General features: G+C 66.2%; 17 protein-coding genes and 2 pseudogenes. 5 read left to right on the top strand and 14 right to left on the bottom strand.

The annotated features are described in order from the left end of the window. Positions 1 to 26: 26 nt before the first annotated feature. The 9 genes from J2X52_RS08755 to J2X52_RS08715 all read right to left on the bottom strand — a co-directional run bounded on the left by J2X52_RS08755 (position 27) and on the right by J2X52_RS08715 (position 6,674). Positions 27 to 1,040 carry a cation transporter gene (locus tag J2X52_RS08755; RefSeq protein WP_310151679.1) on the bottom strand — a complete coding sequence of 338 codons (1,014 nt, stop codon included), beginning with the start codon at positions 1,038 to 1,040 and terminating at the stop codon, positions 27 to 29. Further along, a complete protein-coding gene (locus J2X52_RS08750; RefSeq protein ID WP_310151676.1) occupies positions 1,037 to 1,480 on the bottom strand; it encodes an ABC transporter substrate-binding protein in 444 nt (147 codons plus the stop codon). The genes J2X52_RS08755 and J2X52_RS08750 overlap by 4 nt, the downstream gene beginning before the upstream one ends. 93 nt (positions 1,481 to 1,573) lie before the next feature. Next, the gene (locus J2X52_RS08745; RefSeq protein ID WP_310151673.1) at positions 1,574 to 2,125 is read right to left on the bottom strand and encodes a flavin reductase family protein; all 552 of its coding nucleotides are present in this window, start codon (positions 2,123 to 2,125) and stop codon (positions 1,574 to 1,576) included. A 62-nt stretch (positions 2,126 to 2,187) separates the two neighbouring features. Then, positions 2,188 to 2,802: an ATP-binding cassette domain-containing protein gene (locus J2X52_RS08740; protein ID WP_310151670.1), complete on the bottom strand. Its 615-nt coding sequence runs from the start codon at positions 2,800 to 2,802 to the stop codon at positions 2,188 to 2,190. Continuing rightward, a complete protein-coding gene (gene modB / locus J2X52_RS08735) occupies positions 2,802 to 3,494 on the bottom strand; it encodes a molybdate ABC transporter permease subunit (protein ID WP_310151875.1) in 693 nt (230 codons plus the stop codon). The genes J2X52_RS08740 and modB overlap by 1 nt, the downstream gene beginning before the upstream one ends. Before the next feature lie 21 nt (positions 3,495 to 3,515). Next, on the bottom strand, positions 3,516 to 4,253 hold the full coding sequence (gene modA / locus J2X52_RS08730) for a molybdate ABC transporter substrate-binding protein (protein ID WP_310151872.1): 738 nt from the start codon (positions 4,251 to 4,253) through the stop codon (positions 3,516 to 3,518). A gap of 89 nt (positions 4,254 to 4,342) precedes the next feature. Beyond that, entirely contained in the window at positions 4,343 to 4,750 is a 408-nt protein-coding gene (locus J2X52_RS08725; protein ID WP_310151666.1) for a hypothetical protein, read from the bottom strand. A gap of 162 nt (positions 4,751 to 4,912) precedes the next feature. After that, entirely contained in the window at positions 4,913 to 5,779 is an 867-nt protein-coding gene (locus tag J2X52_RS08720; RefSeq protein ID WP_310151663.1) for an MBL fold metallo-hydrolase, read from the bottom strand. A 73-nt stretch (positions 5,780 to 5,852) separates the two neighbouring features. Beyond that, complete coding sequence (locus J2X52_RS08715; protein WP_310151660.1) at positions 5,853 to 6,674, bottom strand: S1/P1 nuclease; 822 nt, start codon at positions 6,672 to 6,674, stop codon at positions 5,853 to 5,855. A gap of 187 nt (positions 6,675 to 6,861) precedes the next feature. Between J2X52_RS08715 and J2X52_RS08710 the strand changes: the two are divergent. Then, positions 6,862 to 7,924 (top strand): annotated as a pseudogene (locus J2X52_RS08710) (IS3 family transposase). Positions 7,925 to 7,957: 33 nt separating this feature from the next. Here J2X52_RS08710 and J2X52_RS08705 read toward each other — a convergent pair. The 5 genes and pseudogenes from J2X52_RS08705 to J2X52_RS08685 form a co-directional block, all read right to left on the bottom strand. After that, positions 7,958 to 10,375 carry a hypothetical protein gene (locus J2X52_RS08705; protein ID WP_310151657.1) on the bottom strand — a complete coding sequence of 806 codons (2,418 nt, stop codon included), beginning with the start codon at positions 10,373 to 10,375 and terminating at the stop codon, positions 7,958 to 7,960. After that, on the bottom strand, positions 10,372 to 10,704 hold the full coding sequence (locus J2X52_RS08700) for a hypothetical protein (RefSeq protein WP_310151654.1): 333 nt from the start codon (positions 10,702 to 10,704) through the stop codon (positions 10,372 to 10,374). The genes J2X52_RS08705 and J2X52_RS08700 overlap by 4 nt, the downstream gene beginning before the upstream one ends. Positions 10,705 to 10,804: 100 nt before the next feature. Further along, positions 10,805 to 11,170, bottom strand: a complete 366-nt coding sequence (locus tag J2X52_RS08695) for a hypothetical protein (protein ID WP_310151651.1) — start codon at positions 11,168 to 11,170, stop codon at positions 10,805 to 10,807. A 231-nt stretch (positions 11,171 to 11,401) separates the two neighbouring features. After that, positions 11,402 to 13,069, bottom strand: a pseudogene (locus J2X52_RS08690) (type IV secretory system conjugative DNA transfer family protein); the annotation flags it as partial. A 45-nt stretch (positions 13,070 to 13,114) separates the two neighbouring features. Then, on the bottom strand, positions 13,115 to 13,669 hold the full coding sequence (locus tag J2X52_RS08685) for a hypothetical protein (RefSeq protein ID WP_310151649.1): 555 nt from the start codon (positions 13,667 to 13,669) through the stop codon (positions 13,115 to 13,117). Positions 13,670 to 14,163: 494 nt separating this feature from the next. Here J2X52_RS08685 and J2X52_RS08680 point away from each other — a divergent pair, with 494 nt between their 5' ends. Genes J2X52_RS08680 through J2X52_RS08665 form a run of 4 tightly spaced genes read left to right on the top strand, consistent with a single transcriptional unit; the run spans position 14,164 to position 17,417 of the window. Continuing rightward, positions 14,164 to 14,559: a hypothetical protein gene (locus J2X52_RS08680; RefSeq protein WP_310151870.1), complete on the top strand. Its 396-nt coding sequence runs from the start codon at positions 14,164 to 14,166 to the stop codon at positions 14,557 to 14,559. 10 nt (positions 14,560 to 14,569) lie between these two features. Then, a complete protein-coding gene (locus tag J2X52_RS08675) occupies positions 14,570 to 15,436 on the top strand; it encodes a type IV secretion system protein (RefSeq protein WP_310151646.1) in 867 nt (288 codons plus the stop codon). A gap of 53 nt (positions 15,437 to 15,489) precedes the next feature. Further along, entirely contained in the window at positions 15,490 to 16,215 is a 726-nt protein-coding gene (locus J2X52_RS08670; RefSeq protein WP_310151867.1) for a TrbG/VirB9 family P-type conjugative transfer protein, read from the top strand. 44 nt (positions 16,216 to 16,259) lie between these two features. Next, entirely contained in the window at positions 16,260 to 17,417 is a 1,158-nt protein-coding gene (locus J2X52_RS08665; RefSeq protein WP_310151643.1) for a TrbI/VirB10 family protein, read from the top strand. The last annotated feature ends 1 nt before the right edge of the window (position 17,418 follow it).

Here is a 17,418-nt window from a genome sequence, read left to right as displayed (position 1 = left end):
CCTGCCCGTGACGGCGCGTGATGCTGTCAGCGCACGCTTGCAGGCGCTGCGGCCTCGTCGTGCGCGATCTTGGCGTGCCCCGGCATCGTGTCGGGCACCACGTGGACTTCATCGATCCGCCAGTGCACGGCGCGCGCCGTTTCGCGGATCGCGTCCGCGGCGTTTGCGGTCAGCGTCGCGGCGCGTGGAATCACGTAGATCACGCCCGACAGCCGCATGCCCTCTTCGTGGAAGCGCACGCGGCAGCTTGATACGTCCGGATGCCGCCGGACGGCGTCGGTCACCTGGTCCGGCAAGGTGTCGTGATCGCTGCGGTCCACGCGTTGCGGTCGTGCATCGTGCATGTCACGCACCGCGTTGCGCAGATTGCGCACGCCGTCGCGCACCACTTCGAATGCGATGAACACCGCCGCGGCCGCGTCCGCCCACCACAGGCCGAAGCCGATGCCCAGCACGCCGACGATGCCTGCGACCGCGGTCATCCAGTCGGCCTTGTTCATGTCGGCATCGGCCTGCAGCGGCTTGGAATCGAGCGCGCGTGCGAGCCTGAGTTTCATCCGGCCGAGAATCACCGGCGGCACGCAGGACAGCGCCAGCGCCGCGATCATCACCCAGCCCTGCCAGACCACCGTATCCCCGAATGCGACCGAGCCGACCACCGGATGGGTCCGTGTGGCCAGCACATGCAGGCCGTCGAACACCAGCAGCAGACCGACCGCCGTCAGCGCCACCGACGAGGCGAGGAAGGTGATGTCGAACGCCCGCTCGCGGCCGTTGATGTAGGTGCCGTCGACGCCCCGCGCGCGGAACCGCAACGCGATCAGGAAGGCGATCGGCGGCAGCATGCTCAGCACGTCTTCAACCAGTGCGGTCAGCATCGCCTGCGAACCGCCCATCGTCAGCGCCATCATCACCGTGATCGCGCCGAGCAGGCCGATCGACCACCAGCACAGGCGCGCGGCGCGGTGCAGATCCTGCAGCTGCGGCGCCGCCAATGGACGCGGCACGCGTTGCACGGGAATGGCCTGCGCGTCGGTCACGGCAGGGGCCTGCGCTGCGCATGCAGCCAGCGGTCGACCTCGAGCTGCCATGCGTTCTCGCCCGGCGGCAAGGCGATGCGCCGCGCCGCATCGAAGACCAGAAACTTCCGCGACCAGCTCACATCCGTCCACGGCGACTGTGCCGTGTGGCCGCCTGCGACCATATGCAGGCGGTGGGCGAGGAGATCGTCCATCAAGGCCTCGTGGCCACCGATCACCCATTCCACTCGCAGGTCATGCGCATCGGCGAAGGCCTGGATCAGGGCGACCTCCGGTCCGCTGGGTGCCGCGTTGGACGTCGCTACGACATAGGGCGGATCGTGGCTCAGGCCGACGCGCATGGCATCTCGCGCACGGATGCTGCTGTCGTGTGTATCGCGCGGATATTGCCCGCAGGCGGCCAGGCACAGGCAGAGCAGCAGAAGCACGGGTCGGACCATGCCGGGGTTATCGGAGATCGGCGATGAAGGCAAGGTCATGCGGCGGGGATGCGGGCGGGGGATGACCGGGGGCACTCGGTGCGTGTTTCGCGGTTACGCGTCGAGCATCCCGGGCTTGAACAGCGCACGCCGGCTGCGGGCATCGCCGCTGACCATGAACTGGCCATTGCCGCGGTAGTGCAGCGTGCGCGGCCACCTCGGCCGTTTCGCCGCGTGGGCGGCGACCACGCGCCAGACGAACAATGGGTACTCGGCGGTCAGCCGGGTTTCGTGCAGGCGGCATTCGAAGCGGGCGTGGCATTCGCCGATACCGGGGGCATCGATCGCGTCCCCGTCGACCGCGCTGAGACCGAACTGCGCGAACTTGTCGGCGTCGGCGCTGCTGCAGTTGCCGATGCGCACGACCGTGTCGAGCAGATCCGCGGTGGGCAGGTTGATCACGCACGCTCGGCTGGCGCGCGCCAGCGCATGGCTGCGGTTGCCCGGATCGATGTAGGTGCCCACGAGATCGTAGCCCAGCATCATGTGCCAGCCGAGCGTCATGATGCCGCGCTCGCCCCGATGCGCGGTCGACAGCAGGACGACCGGGCCGGGTTCGAGATAGCGGCGCGTCTGGTCGGGCGGAATCGCGTGGGTGCGGGGCATGGCGCGGACCTCGGGCGGGCCCGCGATTGCCGCAGGTCGGCGGTGAACGCCGCGTCGCCTGCTCAATCGAGCGTGTGCACCGCGTCGGCCAGCCGACGCACGTCGTCGCTGGTGTGGCTGACGTAGAGCATCGGCAGGCGCACCTCGTCGCGCACGCGCTGCAGCCACGGGATCAATTCCTCGCGACGCGCCTCGTCCAGTGCCGACAGGGGTTCGTCGAACAGCAGCAGCGCCGGTTGCGACAGCAGGGCGCGCCCGATGGCAACGCGCTGCGCTTCGCCGCCCGAGAGATTCGCCGGCTGGCGCTGCAGCAGTCCGCCGATCCCGAGCAGCTTGACCACCTGATCGAGCTCGAACGTGTCGGCGCCATCGTGGTGGCGGCCGTAGCGCAGGTTGCGCAACACGTCGAGATGCGGAAACAGCCGCGCATCCTGGAACACGTAGCCCACGCGCCGGCGATGGGCGGGCACGTCGATGCGCGCCGCGCTGTCGAACAGCACGCGGCCGTCGATCTCGATGCGCCCCGCGCGCGGCCGGACCAGCCCCGCGATCGCATGCAGCACACTGGTCTTGCCGGCGCCGGATGGCCCCGTCAGCGCGAGCACGCGCTGCGCGGCGTCGAGTTGGATGTGCCGGGCGAAACTGCCGCGGCGCAGGTCGATGTCGACATGCAGCATCAGTCGTGCACCTCGCCGCGCTGGCGACGCACCAGCCATTCGGAGGCGAGCAGTGCGGCCAGCGAGATCGCGACCGACACCGCGGCCAGCCGCCAGATGCCGGCTTCACCGCCGGGCACCTGCATCAGCCCGTAGATCGCCGAGGACACGGTCTGGGTTTCGCCGGGGATGTTGGACACGAAGGTGATGGTCGCGCCGAACTCGCCCAGCGCCTTGGCGAACGCCAGCACCGCCCCGGCGATGACACCCGGCCAAGCCAGCGGCAGGGTGATGGTGCAGAACACCCGCAGCGGACTGGCGCCGAGGGTCGCCGCGGCCTGTTCCAGGCGGCGGTCCACGTTCTCGATCGACAGGCGGATCGTGCGCACCATCAAGGGGAAGCCCATGATCGCGCTCGCCAGGGCCGCGCCGGTCCAGCGGAATGCGAGCGAGATGCCCAGCGTCGCTTCGAGCCAGCGGCCGATCAGCCCGTTGCCGCCCAGCAGCACCAGCAATGCGAAGCCCACGACCACGGGTGGCAGCACCAGCGGCAGATGCACCAGGGCATCGAGCAGGGACTTGCCGAAGAATCGCCGGCGCGCGAGCAGCCAGGCGATGCCGATGCCCAACGGCAGGCTGCACAGCGCGGCGGCCGACGCGACCTTCAGGCTCAGCCGGATCGCGAGAATTTCATCCGGGCCAAAACCCAGCAGCGGGGCGGGTTCGACCATGGATCAGCGCACCTGGAAACCGTGCCGACGGAAGAGGGCCGAGGCGACGTCGCCATCGAGCCAGCGCACGAAGGCATCGGCCTGCGGATGGCGGCTGGCGGCGATGCGCGCAACCGGATAGACGATGGCCGGGTGGCTGTCGGCCGGGAATGTCGCCAGTACCTTGACGCGCGGTTCGGCCTGCGCATCGCTGCCGTAGACCACGCCCAGCGGCGCCTCGCCACGCGCGACAAGGGTGAGCGCCGAGCGCACGCTGTCGGTCTCGGCCACGCGCGGCTGCAGGGCGGGCCATTGCCCCAGCGACGCGAATGCAGCCCTGGCATACCGGCCGGCCGGCACGCTGGCGGTGCGCGCCAGTGCGAGCCGGCCACGCGCGCCCAGCAGCGGCAGCAGATCGCTGTCGCGCGTGAGTGCAAACGGCTGCGTGGTGCTGTGGGCCGGCGCGATCAGCACCAGGGTGTTACCGAGCAGGTCGCGGCGCGAGCTGGCAGTGACGAGCCCGCGCGCCTGCAGCCAGTCCATCCAGTCCAGGTCCGCGGAGACGAAGACATCGGCCGGCGCACGCTGCTGGATCTGCCGCGCCAGTGCGGGACTGGCCGCATACGACACCCGCACCGGTTGTCCGGTGTCCTGCTGGTAGCGCGCGGCCGCCGCGTCCATCGCTTCCTTGAGGCTGGCCGCGGCGAATACGGTGAGCGGCGCGCGTGCCTGCGCGGCGGTCGGCAACGCCGCAAGCGCCATCAGCGCCAGCAGAAGCAGAGCGGCAGACAAACACAGCGGGAGGCGCGCACGAGGCATGGGCGGGGTGTATCCGGCGGGGCTGTAGAGGATCACGGTGCGGCGATGACGGTGATGCGTTCGACACGGCGCACGCTGCGCGCGGGGCTGGCGTCGCCTGGGACCAGCACGCGCAGTGGGCCGCTGTCGGCGTCGAGGGGTGCGTCGTTGCAGCGATCCACCAGATAGACGTCGCGGTTGCCGAGCCGCGCGTCGAGTTCGCCGAGCGAGAACAGCGTGCGTCCGCCACCGCGCGCGCCGACCAACACATAACGGTCCAGCGCGGCGCCACCTGCGTGGACATCGGCCATCGCGCCGCTGGACTGTAGTAGCGCGGCGAGGGCGACGCCTTCGCAGCGCAGCGGCTCGCCATCTGTGACGACCTCGATGCGATGCCGGGTGAGCGTGGCACGCGCTGCCGGGTCGAGCGGCACGACGACCGGCGACGGTGTTTCAGGCATGCCCGCCCGCTGGTGCGCTGCAGGGACTTGTGGATCGGGCGTCCGCGCATGGGTTGTGCCCGCACACAGCACCATCAGCACGCACAGGAGCCCGCCGAGCGCGGCGCACCTCCGGGAGGGGCGATCGGCCACAGCGATGGCGGGTACGGGCAACAACGTGGGTCAGACCGTATCGATCGGCAGTTTGAGGTAGCGCACGCCGTTGGATTCGGCCTCCGGCAGCGCGCCGGCGCGGATGTTGATTTGCACCGACGGCAACAGCAGCGCCGGCATCGGCAGCGTGGCGTCGCGGGCCTCGCGCAGTGCAACGAAGGTGGCCTCGTCGATGTGGTGGCCGACGTGGATGTTCTCGCGCTTCTGCGCGCCGATCGTGGTTTCGCAGGCCACCGCGCGGCCGCCGGGGCCATAGTCGTGGCAGACAAACACGCGGGTGGCGTCGGGCAGTTCGAACATGCGCTGGATCGAGCGGTACAGCGTGGCCGCGTCCCCGCCCGGGAAATCGCAGCGGGCGGTGCCGCCGTCTGGCATGAACAGCGAGTCGCCGGTGAACAGCGCATCGCCGATCAGATAGGCGTTGCTGTCGCTGGTGTGGCCGGGCACTGGAATCGTCCGCGCCTGCAGCGCGCCGATCGCGAATGCGGCGTCAGCGCCGAGCAGCTGGTCGAACTGCGAGCCGTCGACCTGAAAATGTTCGCCCAGATTGAAGATCGGCCGGAAGGTCTTCTGCACGTTGCGGATGCCGTCGCCGATCGCCAGCTGCGCATTCGGCAGTTTCGCGCGCAGCCAGTCGCCGGCCGAGAGGTGGTCGGCATGGGCGTGCGTTTCGAGGATCCATTGCACGTCGAGGCCGTGCGCCTGGACGTGGTGGAGCAGCGTCATCACCGAGACCGTCGACGTGCGCGCCGAGGCCATGTCGAAGTCCAGCACCGGATCGACGATCGCCGCCGCGTTCGACCCCGGATCGCGGACGATGTAGCTCCACGTGCCGCTGCCGGCGTGGTGGAACGGGGTGACCAGCGGTTGCGGCATCGCGAGCTCCTGCCCGTGGGACACGGCCGATGCTAGTCCACGCGTCGCGCGCGAACGTTGCGATTGCGTAATGTCAGCGTTGCGCCGGCGGCGCGAGCGCGGTGTTCAGCAGCGCGCCGAGACGGGCGCCGGCATCGCGCAGGGCCTGCTCGATCTGCGGCAGATGCGTGGTCACGTAGGCATCGCTGATTCGCGCGCGGCGCGGGTAGACCCCGGGCGAGACCGCGATGCGGCAGGCGGCTTCGGCCCAGTTGGCCGCTGGCGGCGGCAGCCGCGCCGGGCCGATGGCATCGGCCGAGGGCGCACGCGCGCTGATGCGCGCCAGCCAGGCATCGCCGGACAGGCTCTGGCTGTTGAGCATGCCGCTGTCCCAGAACGCGTGCAGGTTGGTGCCGCGTCCGCGGAAGTTGATCTGCTCATCGTTGCCGCCGCGGTCGTGGCCGTAGCCGGCGTGCATCGGCTGGTGCGCATCGCCGGTGAAATGCACGACGAATTTCAGCGCCTGCGCCCGCTCGGCACGCGGACGGGTGCGGTCGGCGAGGATCGCGGTCTGGGCTTTCAGTGCCTCGACCACGCAGTTGCCGTCCGGACAGTCGCGACGCGCCTCATAGCGGCAGTTCGACTCGCCGATGTTGACGTAGTGCCAGGACGCCGAGCGCCGGCCCAGGTCCGGATCGTGCTCACGCAGCTCATCGGCCCAGCTGGCGACCCCGGGCAGTGTGGGATCGGCCTCGCCGGCCAGCAGCCGGGATACCTCGGCGCGCGCGGCGGGCGTCAGATCGCGCTCGGCGACCTGCGCCACCAGACGGTGACCGAGCTTGCCCCAGGCCAGGGCGGACGAGGGGAGGGCAAAGGCGGCCAGCAGGCCACCGCATAGAAGGAGTCGACGCAGCATGGGCGCGAGTTTACCGGACGGCGCGCCGGTGATCCGGCATGCGGTCGGCCTGGCGCCGATTCGATGCGGTGAAGGCGGCGAAGGCGCGGTTACGCGACGTCCCCTCGCAATTGAGTAGCAGGCTGCTTTGGAGTCCAATCCCCAACGAGAAGGAGATTGGACTTGAAGAAGCGTTTCAGCGAAGCAGATCATCAGCTTTCTGGGTGAGGCCGAGGCCGGCCTGCCGGTCAAGGAGCTGTGCCGCCGGCATGGCTTCAGCGAGGCGTCGTACTACCTGTGGCGCAGCAAGTTCGGGGGGATGAATGTCTTCGAGGCCAGGCGGCTCAAGGAGCTCGAGATCGAAGACACGCGTCTGAAGAAGCTGCTGGCCGAGCAAGTCCTCGAGAGAGATGATCAAGGACGTGCTGCGGAAAAAATGGTGAGCGCACCGGCCCGTCGTGAGCAGGTGCGCTACACGGCAGGCAAAGGATTGAGCGAGCGACACGCCCTGCGCGTGGTGGACATGAGTGCCAGCGCGTTTCGCTACACGCCTCGCCCGGATCGCAATATTGAACTGCGGGCGCAGATCCAGGGCTTGGCGCATCGGCACAAGCGCTACAGCGTGGGAATGATTTACCTCAAGCTGCGGCAAGGCGGCCACATCGTGAACTACAAGCGCGGGGGGAGCGGTTGTATCAGCAGGCGAAGCTGCAGGTGCGGCGTCGCAAGCGCAAGAAGGTGCCGATGGGCGAGCGGCAACCGCTGATCCGTCCGGTGGCCGCCAACGAAGTGTGGTGGATGGACTTCATTTTCGATCGTACGGCCGATGGTCGCGTCATCAAGTGCCTCGTAATCGTGGACGATGCGAGCCACGAGGCCGTGGCCATCGATGTCGAGCGTGCGATCCCGGGCCATGGCGTCAGTCGTGTGTTGGATCGTCTGGCGCTCAGCCGTGGCCTGCCAAAGGTGATTCGGACCGACAACAGAAGGAATTTTGCGGCAAGGCGATGCTGAGTTGGGCACACGCGCATGGCGTCGCGTTGTGCCTGATCCAGCCGGGAAAACCGAAGAATGCTTACGTCGAGTCCTTCGACGGACGCCTGCGCGATGAATGCCTCAACGAGCACTGGTTCGCGACATTGCTGCACGCGCGCATCGAGATCGAGCGCTGGCGCTGGGAGCACAACAAGGGCAGACCCAAGAAATGCGTCGGCGGGCTGACGCCCGCCGCCTATGCAAATGATCAACGGGCGTCGCGCGATGAGACCTAATGAAATTAATCGCGCGCGCCAAAAAGCATCTCATCAATGGTGCATGGCCTGAGCTTGAGGCATCTCGCGAGCTGCGTCGGTCTGCGCGCGCAGGGACTGCTCTTGAGCTCTCATAGCGCTTTCCTCGATAGAAGGCGGCGACGCGCTGATACTGACGTCCACTCGCGGCCAACCGCTTGCAGTCGCAAACGCCGCATGCTCTCCGGCGATCTCAATCGATGCCAAAGAACGAGGGCCGATGCCGCCGCGATGGCATTCGGCCGTGAACTGCGCAAGGCGACGCTCGGACGTGCCCTGAGGCAGATTGTCTTTAAGCAGCGCATAGAGCGCATGCTGAGGATGATTGCTAGTCGCGAACGGCGACGCGGGCGTCTCCTTTGCCGACGTATCGCCCAGTGGAATTCCGAGTGGCCCAGGGGTTTCACCAGGCGCGCGTTGATCGGTCGGTGGAGCCTTCGCTCGCGGCTCAATAGAAGGCTCACGATGCGTCGTCTGATCGTCTCGTGCGCGCTGAATATCCTCCGCCGTTGTGGTGGCGGCGACGCGCACGACGCCCTCATGCCTGACGAGGTGATCAATGGGCGAGTGAATTGAGTAGCGCCCATCGTTATCCGGCTTGGGCGAGAGTGATGTGGTCGAGCGATCCAAGCCATGCATGACGCGCGTTCGCTCAACCGCGAGCAAGATTGCATCCATGCTCTCAACATTCGGATCAATGCCAAATGCAGCGTAGGTTGAAGTCAGGTTAGATCGATCCTGAGCTTCGGGGGATAGCGCGGCTCGGGCCGAGACGTGACTCATTGCGTCTGCATGCTGCGCCAGTGCCGGCAGTAGCGCATCGCGCGTGAGTTCAAGCTCGCGTTCTAGATTGCCTGAGGCCACTGCGCCTTCGTGCCGCCAAGCAGCATCTGCCCCGCGAACATAAGAGAGGCCGTTTGACGCCGTCAGCGTATCGGCACCCGCCAGCGCGCTTGTGATCTGCGTGGGCATCGGCCCATGCCGATCCCAGCCTTCCGAGCGATACGCGGCCTCATAGCGTGCGGCAGTTGCCGAAGGGCTATTCGCGATGTTTGACGCAATGGTCCGTGTTGACTCAGCGTCGAGCGCTTTCGCGCGCGCGGGAGAGGCGATCTCTCGCTCGAACACCGGTATGTCCGGCGCCTCTACGCGACTCACAATGTCTCGATACCATCCATCTCCCCGCGGATCCCGCTGCCAGTCGGCGCGCTGCAAGCTGGCGCGGTCTTCGGCGCCCGCCCCAAGTTTGAACGGGTTGGCAGGCGAGGGCTGATCGCGCGAGGCGAGGTCAACCGCAGCGTTTGTGGCTCGATAGTTCAGTTCACTCGTCTTCTCAGGCAGCGCAGAAAAGCTGCGACGCTGCGGCTGTGCTGCGGCGTCCTGCGTTAGGTCAGCGAGTTCCTCACGCTCCCACTGCTGGCCAGCGAGGCGCCACTGAACGCCGTCTTTGTCGACCTGCGTGTAGATCTTTTTGGCGTCCTCCCGGTCGGCGATCCGCTCACCCGCAACCGAGCCGATCACGCCGCCTACGACGCCCCCGATGATCGCTGTCTGCGGCGTTTTGCCAAATGTGGCCAGACCAAGTTCGGCGCCGGCTGCAGCGCCAGCCCAGCCCCCGATATTCCGTCCCGCAAAATGACTGAGCTCAGATTGAGCAGCGAGCACGCTCCCCTGATCGCGAAGCGCGTCTGACCTTGCACTGGTTGTTAGGGCGTCGTAAGCAGTCAGGGCCAATCCGGCCGTGCCGACGGTCTTCGCAAGTCCACTTCGCCCGTTGGTTCGCGCACCGCTCTCCCCCGCCGAGGCGACTGAAGCGCCCATGCTTCTGCGCGCGCTCAGGCTTTCGTGCAATGAGAGATCGTTTCCAAGGCTTGAAACCCGCACAGCCTCGCTGAAAAGGTTGCGGTTAGGCACCAGGTACTGGGTTGCTCCACCTGTTCGGGTGACCGCCCCTCCTAGTTCGGACGTGGGAGCGACCGTGCTCACGAACACTTCGGTCGGCACCCTCGGCACAATTCGATAAAGATCGTAGACAGGCGCTTCGCTTGCGATTGGCAGGCCGAAACGCTCGTTGATGCGGGCGCCCGCCGCGACCTCACGCAGAAAATCGGATTCTTTGCCGAAGAAAGGAGTGTAAGGCGTCGGTTGCGTGCCACTTGGCACCGCCTTGACCAAGGGTTCGCTGACGAGCTCCATGCGCGGCAGCTCTTGCCCAGACATGGTTTGAAGGATTGCGCGCTCTCGGATGACCTGCGCAGAGGCGGCGGGATCGGCCTCGATCAGTCGCTGCTGATAGATCAGGCCTTCATCAGTGCGCAAGAACTCCTTCGCGGCCTGTTCGCTGACGCCATGCGTTTTAAACGAACGACCAAGCGCAATGGCATCGGCGTGCTGTGATCTGATCTCACTGCTCAGAAGGCCATGATCGCTCATCGCCTTGCCTGCGCACGCATTTGCTCGAGCTTCTCTAGGTCGCGGCGATCCTCCTCCGAAAGACCACCCTTGAGCTCAATTGCGAAGGCAACATATGCCTCGTCTATGCTCGGGTTGGTCAAATGGGTGAACACCCCCTCGGCGAACGCGCGTTCACAGGGCACACCGTCCAGTGGCTTTGAAATCTGGCCGGCCTCTGCGGCGAGGAGCACGTCATCAAGCTCGACGAGCAGGGCCCGCGCTGCTGGATCATTCTCGTGAAGATGCAGCGCCCGCTCAAGATGCTCCGCCGCCGCACTGAGCTTGATCGTGTCGATAGCCTTCGTCATAGAAATCCCTCTCTGTGAAAACTTCGACCGAGCGATGAATTCGCCCGCAGTCGTCTGAAAAGCTGCATCAAACTAGTCTATCGAGCTTACACAAAAGCCTTCATTTCCAAGCGTCCTTGTTCTCGGTGAAGAAATCAAAGAGCTCGTGCAGATCAGAGAGGCCTGAGTTCATGGACCGAGCCCGAGACATCACTCGATCCTTCTCTGTCGCTACCTCAATTGCTTTGGGATCGCCATGCTCCTTCGCGCTTCGAAGCTCAGCCCCGGCGTTAATCATGTGGTGGGAAAGAATGTCCTCGAGCCTCCATAGTGCGAACTCGAATGGCGGCTCTAAAGATTTTGATCGCATGACGTCAACGAGCGCGTCTTGTAGCTCTTGCAGGATTTCCGGGTAATCCGCCAGAAGCACCTTGAGCTTGGAGGGAAGCGGAGGAACGCGATCAATGTCTGTTTGCACAGTATTCATTCCTTAAAGGCTACGCGTGGTAAGCGAAGCCGTTCATCCAGCGCTGCACACTCGCTCTTGGCCTTCTAATGCGGGATTGAGCTTGGCCAGCTCTGCGTAAGAGCAAGCACTGGTCAGTTCTCAGTGCATCTGGATGCGCTTCCATGCCGGTCAAGCGCGCAGCGCATTCTGAGTCGCGGCGTCTGGAGAGATACTCACTCTGACGCCTGCCGGCCCGCTTACTGGCGCTGCAAGCGCAAGTTGTTTGACCTCGACCGCGGGCATGAGGCGCTTCGTGAAGTAGCTGTCCTTGTAGTAGCGGATTTTCTTGCAAAGCACGGGATGGGCGAGCCCCTCGTAGATCACGATCTCCTTCTCAGGTCCCATGGCTTTGAGCTCCTGGGGAAGCATGAGCGCACGCTTCTCCAAGACCTCGTTATCCGACACCGAGCGACCCTGACCATGTGAGCGCGTGCGCGCCCGGCGGCGCACTGTCGTGTAGCCCAACATCTCGGAGTAATCGTTCGCATCCTGCTGCTCACGCGGGGCATAGATGATCTGCAGCGCGTGGTTCGTGATGATCGTGCGCGAGAGCTCTTTTCCATATACAGCGTCGAGCTGCGCCATCGATTGGATGATCGGTAGGAGCCTGAGGTTGTAGCCGGCCATGTAGGCAACGGCCTTGGAGATGATGTCGACCCGTCCGATAGACGTGAACTCGTCCATCAATAGGAGGCACTGGTGTTTCAACGACGTGTCGTTCTGCGGCAGCGTCTTGGTGTTGACGTTGATCAGCTGGCTGAAAAAGAGATTCACGATCAGCCGGCTCTCGGCCAGCTTGTTGGGTTGGATGCCGACGTAGATCGTCATGCGCTTGCGTCGGACGTCGTCGAGACGGAAGTCATCGTCGCTGGTGGCCGCGTCGAGGACCGGATTGAGGAAGGCGTTCAGCGGTTCGCGGAATGTGCCCATGATCGATGCAAACGTCACGTCGGCCTGTGAGAGCAGCCCCGCGAACGCGGCGCGGGTCTGCGCGCCGGCGAACGGTGCCTGCGAAAGGGACTGCAGATACGGTTTCAGTTCGCTGCCATCGCCAGACGACAGGCGAAGCACTTCCCCGAGCGTGGGTGTGGGCGCGTCGTCGAGGTGATCGCGCCGTTCGAAGACGTAGAGCGTGAACGCGAGGAAGGCATTGCGCGCCTGGCTGGTCCAGAACTTGTCGCGGTCGTCGCCATCGGGATAGAGCATCGCGGCGATGGCCTGCAGGTCGGAGACCCGGAATGCCGGGTCGGACGATACATAGGTCATCGGGTTCCAGCGGTGGGAGCGCCTGTCCTCGGCAAAGGGATTGAACAGGAACACCTCGTGGCCGATCGAGCGGCGCCAGCCCGAGGTCAGATCGAAGTTTTCCTGCTTGATGTCGAGCACCACGGCCGACTCGCGGTAGTCGAGCAGGTTGGGAATCACGATACCGACGCCCTTGCCTGAGCGGGTCGGCGCCGCGAGGATCACGAACTGCTGGCCCGACAGACGCAGTAGCTTGCCGTGCATCCGGCCCAGCAGGACGCCGTCGTCGCGCTGTTTCAGCAGCCCCTTGTTGGCGAGGTCGAGCATGCCCGCGAAGCGCGCGCGGCCGTGGATGTTGCGGTGACTGCGCAGCTTGAACAGCATCACCACCAGCGCCAGCCACACCAGGCACATCAGGCCGAAGCCGATGCCGCCGGCGGTCCAGATCCGCCACGCATAGGGCGCGACCTGGGGATGGTCGGCGACGCTGGCATACGCATACCAGGTGCCAACGCCGAGCAGGGCAGTGTCGAGTCCGAGCAGGACGAGGACCAGATAGCCGGCGAGATAGAGCGCGGCCACCGCGGCGCCGATGGTGACAAATACCGCAGATACCCAGCGCTCAGTGGACATGGAACCTCCAGCGCGCGGGTGGCGCCCTCCTGCCTGCGCACCCGGTCATGGCATTGCCTGCGGCGCGTCGACGAACACGTAGTCGCTATTGGATGGCCAGCGCCGGAGCCCGTCCTCGAGCTTGATGCACGGCCGTCCTTCGCAGGCGGTGATCGTGACCTGCTGCAGCGCTTCGAGCACCTCGGCGCGTACGCTCGCCCGCTCCGCGCGCGCCAGATTGAGGTGTGCGACGTAGCTGCTGGCACCAATGATGGCAACCGCGCCCACGACCAGAGCCAGCAAGGCCCCGCCGCCCAACAGCCGCGCGCGGGAGTCCAGTCCGGCCTGCGTTCGTTCCAGATGGGCAAGGAGATGCCCCAGGCGCTGCGACGCGGCGTCCGCGTGCGCCATGGTGGCGTCGAGCTGGCCGGTCAGCGCCTCGTGCACGGCGGTGGTGGTTGCGCGAAGCAGTGCATCGCGTCCGGCCGCCGTGTGCCGCGCGACGCCGGCGGCTGCGTCCTCCAGCACGCTTGCGGCCGCGCGCTGATTCGCTGCCGCCTGCTCGCACTGTTGCGTCAGGTGCGCCGCCAGCAACGCGGCGCTGGCGACGAAGTCCTCCATTTGCGCATGTTCCATGTGTTTCGTGGCCCGTCCTTTTTGCCTGGAACGAGGATGCAGGCAGGCGCGCGGCAGGGGTGACGTGATTTACCGGAATGCGGGGTGGGAAAAGCACCCGGATTGACGCGGGGATTGCGTCATCGCGTGTCAGTTGACCCCTGTTCGTCCTACAGGAAAGGACGTGCCTTGCGCCCAAGATTCCGCAAAAATGCCGCGATTCCAGCGGTTCCGGCCTGTGCGCCAGGACGCAGACGGCGGACATCGATGCGTCGCTGCACACGAAGTAGACGCGTTGACGTGTTTTTTCCGGCTCGCTTAGCTTCGCCTCGTCATCGCTTCGTAGCCCGCCAACGCGGATTGCGGAACGCCAGGGGACACACGCTCCACCGTCGCGCGCTTGATGTCGGCGCACGTCACGTGTTGAACGTGCACAGCAGGGACATGCCGTGGGTACGAATACACCAGTCACACGTTGGATCACCACGGGCATCGCCGCGATGTGCCTGGCTGCGGTGGCGGGCTGCGCGACACCGCAAGCAGCCGACCCGCGCGGGAAGTGGCGCCCTGTCCATCAGTTCGCCGAGGCACCGCAGGCGATCCCGCTGCAGCAGGCTTATGTCTTCCAGGCATTTCCGTCGGATGGAACCCTCAAGGCCCTGCTGACGCGCTGGGCAAGCGATGCGCGTGTCGGACTGTCGTATCTGCATGCCAGCGATTACACCTTGCACGCGCCGGTCGCCCTGCTCAGGACCACCAGCATCGAACAGGCTGCGGCCGATCTCTCCACGGCCTATGCGGCGCAAGGCGTCCGGGTGTCGGCCGAGCGGGGCACGATCGTGGTCAGCGATGCGAACACGACCTCGGTCGATGCCGCGCGCGGTGCCCGGGACTGAAGGGGCGGGCATGTTCGGCAAACGCACCGAATCGCCTGAGATCGACCGCGCTGTGGCGCAGGGGATCAGCTACGAACTCACGCTGGCCGACCAGATGCGTCGCAGCGAACGGCGGGCCTGGCGCGTGGCCGCCTGCGCGTTGGCGATGTCCCTCGTGCTCGCCGGTGGCTATGTGCTGTTCCTGCCGCTCAAGGAGCGTGTGCCGTACCTGGTGATGGCCGACCCCTACACCGGTACCGCAAGTGTTGCGCGGCTGTCGGGCGACTTCCACGACCGCGATGTCACGATGGAAGAAGCGATCAACAAGAGCAACGTCGCCCAGTTCGTGCTCGCCCGTGAATCCTACGATTCGGGTCTGATCGGCCAGCGCAACTGGCGCACCACGCTGTCGATGGCGGGCCCGGCGGTCGCGCCCGCGTACATCAACCTGCACTCCGAGCACAATCCGGAGCGCCCGTTCCGCATCTACGGCAGCGCGCGATCGGTACGGACGCGGATCCTGAGCATCGTATTGATCGGCGGCGGCGAAGGTCGGCGCCCTTCCGGCGCCACCGTGCGCTTCCAGCGCAGTCTCTACGACAAGTCGAACGGGCGCGTTGAACCGATCGATGCGCGGATCGCGACCCTCGAATTCGGCTACAACCCCGATCTGCGCTTGAGCGAAGAGGACCGCTTGCTCAACCCGCTGGGATTCCGGGTCACCAACTATCGCGTCGATCTCGATTTCGCCGCCGGCCCTGTCCCGGAACGTGAATTTCCAGGGACGCGCGCGGCGGCGCCAGCGCCGAGCGGGGACCCTATGCCGCCCCAGGGGTGGCCCGCTGAAGGCGGCGATGACGAGCCGATCGAACCCCTGACGACCGGAGAAGAGCCATGAGGCCTGGTGCACTGACCCGTCCGGTGGCAGCGGGGGCACGCGTATGGGCGGCAATGCTGCTCGCATGCGCGCTGCCGGCGGCCGCCCAGGTGGTCGAGGAATACGCCTATCAGCCCGATGCGGTCTATCAGGTGCGGACGGGCCTGGGCATCACGACGCAGATCGAACTCAGCGCACATGAGCAGATCCTCGATTACAGCAGCGGCTTCAGCGGCGGCTGGGAGATCAGTCGGCGCGACAACGTGTTCTACGTGAAACCGAAGAACGTCGATGTCGATACCAATCTGCTGGTGCGTACGGCGGCACACGCCTACATCTTCGAGATGAAGGTGGTGGCCAGCGACTGGCGTTCCCTCGACCAGGCACGTGCAGCGGGGGTCCAGTACAAGATCCGTTTCAGCTATCCGGGCGATACCCGCTTCGCGCCGGATGCCGCGGAAGCGCCCGAGGCCGTCGCAGAGCTGAGCACCGGCCTGCAACCGGATCGGCAATACCACTTCCGCTACGACTACACCCAGCACCGCCGCACGCCGCACTGGCTGGTGCCGTCCACCGTCTACGACGACCGGCGCTTCACCTACATCCGCATGGGCGATCGCACCCGTTTTCCGAGTGGCAATTTTCCCGCAGTGTTTGCGCGCGATAGCGAGGCTGGGGACGAGTTTGTGGTCAATTCAACGGTGGAAGGCGATGTGATCGTGGTCCATGGGACCTATCCCTATCTGGTGGTCCGGCACGGCGTGCACGTTGTCGGCTTGCGCAGGAGCGGTGAGCCGTGAACGAACATCCAACCGACAGCGAACGTCCGGCCGCCACTCCCAACTTGCGCGGCGCGGACAATCCCTACGAGGCCCGGCTCGGCCAACAGCCGGATCTCGATGCGGACGCTCCGGTGCTGCAGGCCGCCGAGGTGCAGCGTCTCAACCGTCGCGCCCTCGTGTTTCTGGCGGGTATCGTGGTGCTGCTCGGCGGCCTGGCGTTCTGGGTGTTCTCGGCCGGAGGACAGGCCGACGAGGGCGCGCGTCCGCGGACGCAGCCGGCAGAACAGATCGTCATTCCCGCGGCCCCGCGGGACCTGCCCGAGCTTCCTGTCGCCAGCGCGGATACGCGCGAGCCGGAGCTGCCCCCGCTCCCGGTGATCGATGATCCCCGTACCGGATCGTCCAGCGGCGTGGGCGAGGCGCTGTCGGGCGCCGCGTTCTCCGGCAGCCAGTTGCCGTCGCTCCTCGAACGGCGGATGCAGGATGTCGCCGGGAACACCGGGAGCGCCGGCATGTCGGCCATGGCTGGAGGGACGGAGGGCATGCCGGGCGCGCCTGGGGGCTTTGGCGGGGCGGAACCGGCGTCCGTCATGCAGGCGCCGGCCGACGGGCCCACCAGCGCGCGTCCGCTCTACAGCCCTGACACGCTGCTGCTCCGCGGCACCTACATCCGGTGCGTTCTGCAGTCACGTGTGATCAGCGATTTTCCGGGCTACACCTCCTGCGTCGTCACCGAGCCGGTGTATTCGGTCAACGGCCGGCGCCTGCTGCTTCCACGCGGTTCGAAGGTCATGGGCTTCTACAACGCGGACAGCGTGATCGGCGATCGCGCGGGCATCATCTGGGATCGGATCACGACGCCGACCGGCCTCGACGTGAACATGCGCAGCCCCGGTGTCGACGGGCTTGGCGCTGCCGGCAATGCGGGCCATTACACGGCGCACTGGGGGCAGCGGCTCGCGTCGGCCCTGCTGATCAGCACGCTCAGCGACGCCTTCAAGTACGCGGCCGCCGAACACGGCCGGCCGCAGACGACGTTCGGCAACGGCTTCGTGGTGCAGAACCCGTACGAGAGCAACACCGCCAGCACGCTCGAGCGGATGGCCAACATGGCGCTGGAACGCAATATGGCGCGCCCGCCGACGGTCACGATCAACCAGGGCACGGTCGTCAATGTCTATGTCGCCCGCGACGTCGATTTCTCGGCAGTGGTGCGCTGAG

The organism is Luteimonas sp. 3794 (assembly GCF_031456825.1).
Taxonomy (GTDB): Bacteria; Pseudomonadota; Gammaproteobacteria; order Xanthomonadales; family Xanthomonadaceae; genus Luteimonas.
The sequence above is the reverse complement of the archived record's forward strand: the minus strand, read 5'-3'. Positions and strand labels throughout refer to the sequence as shown.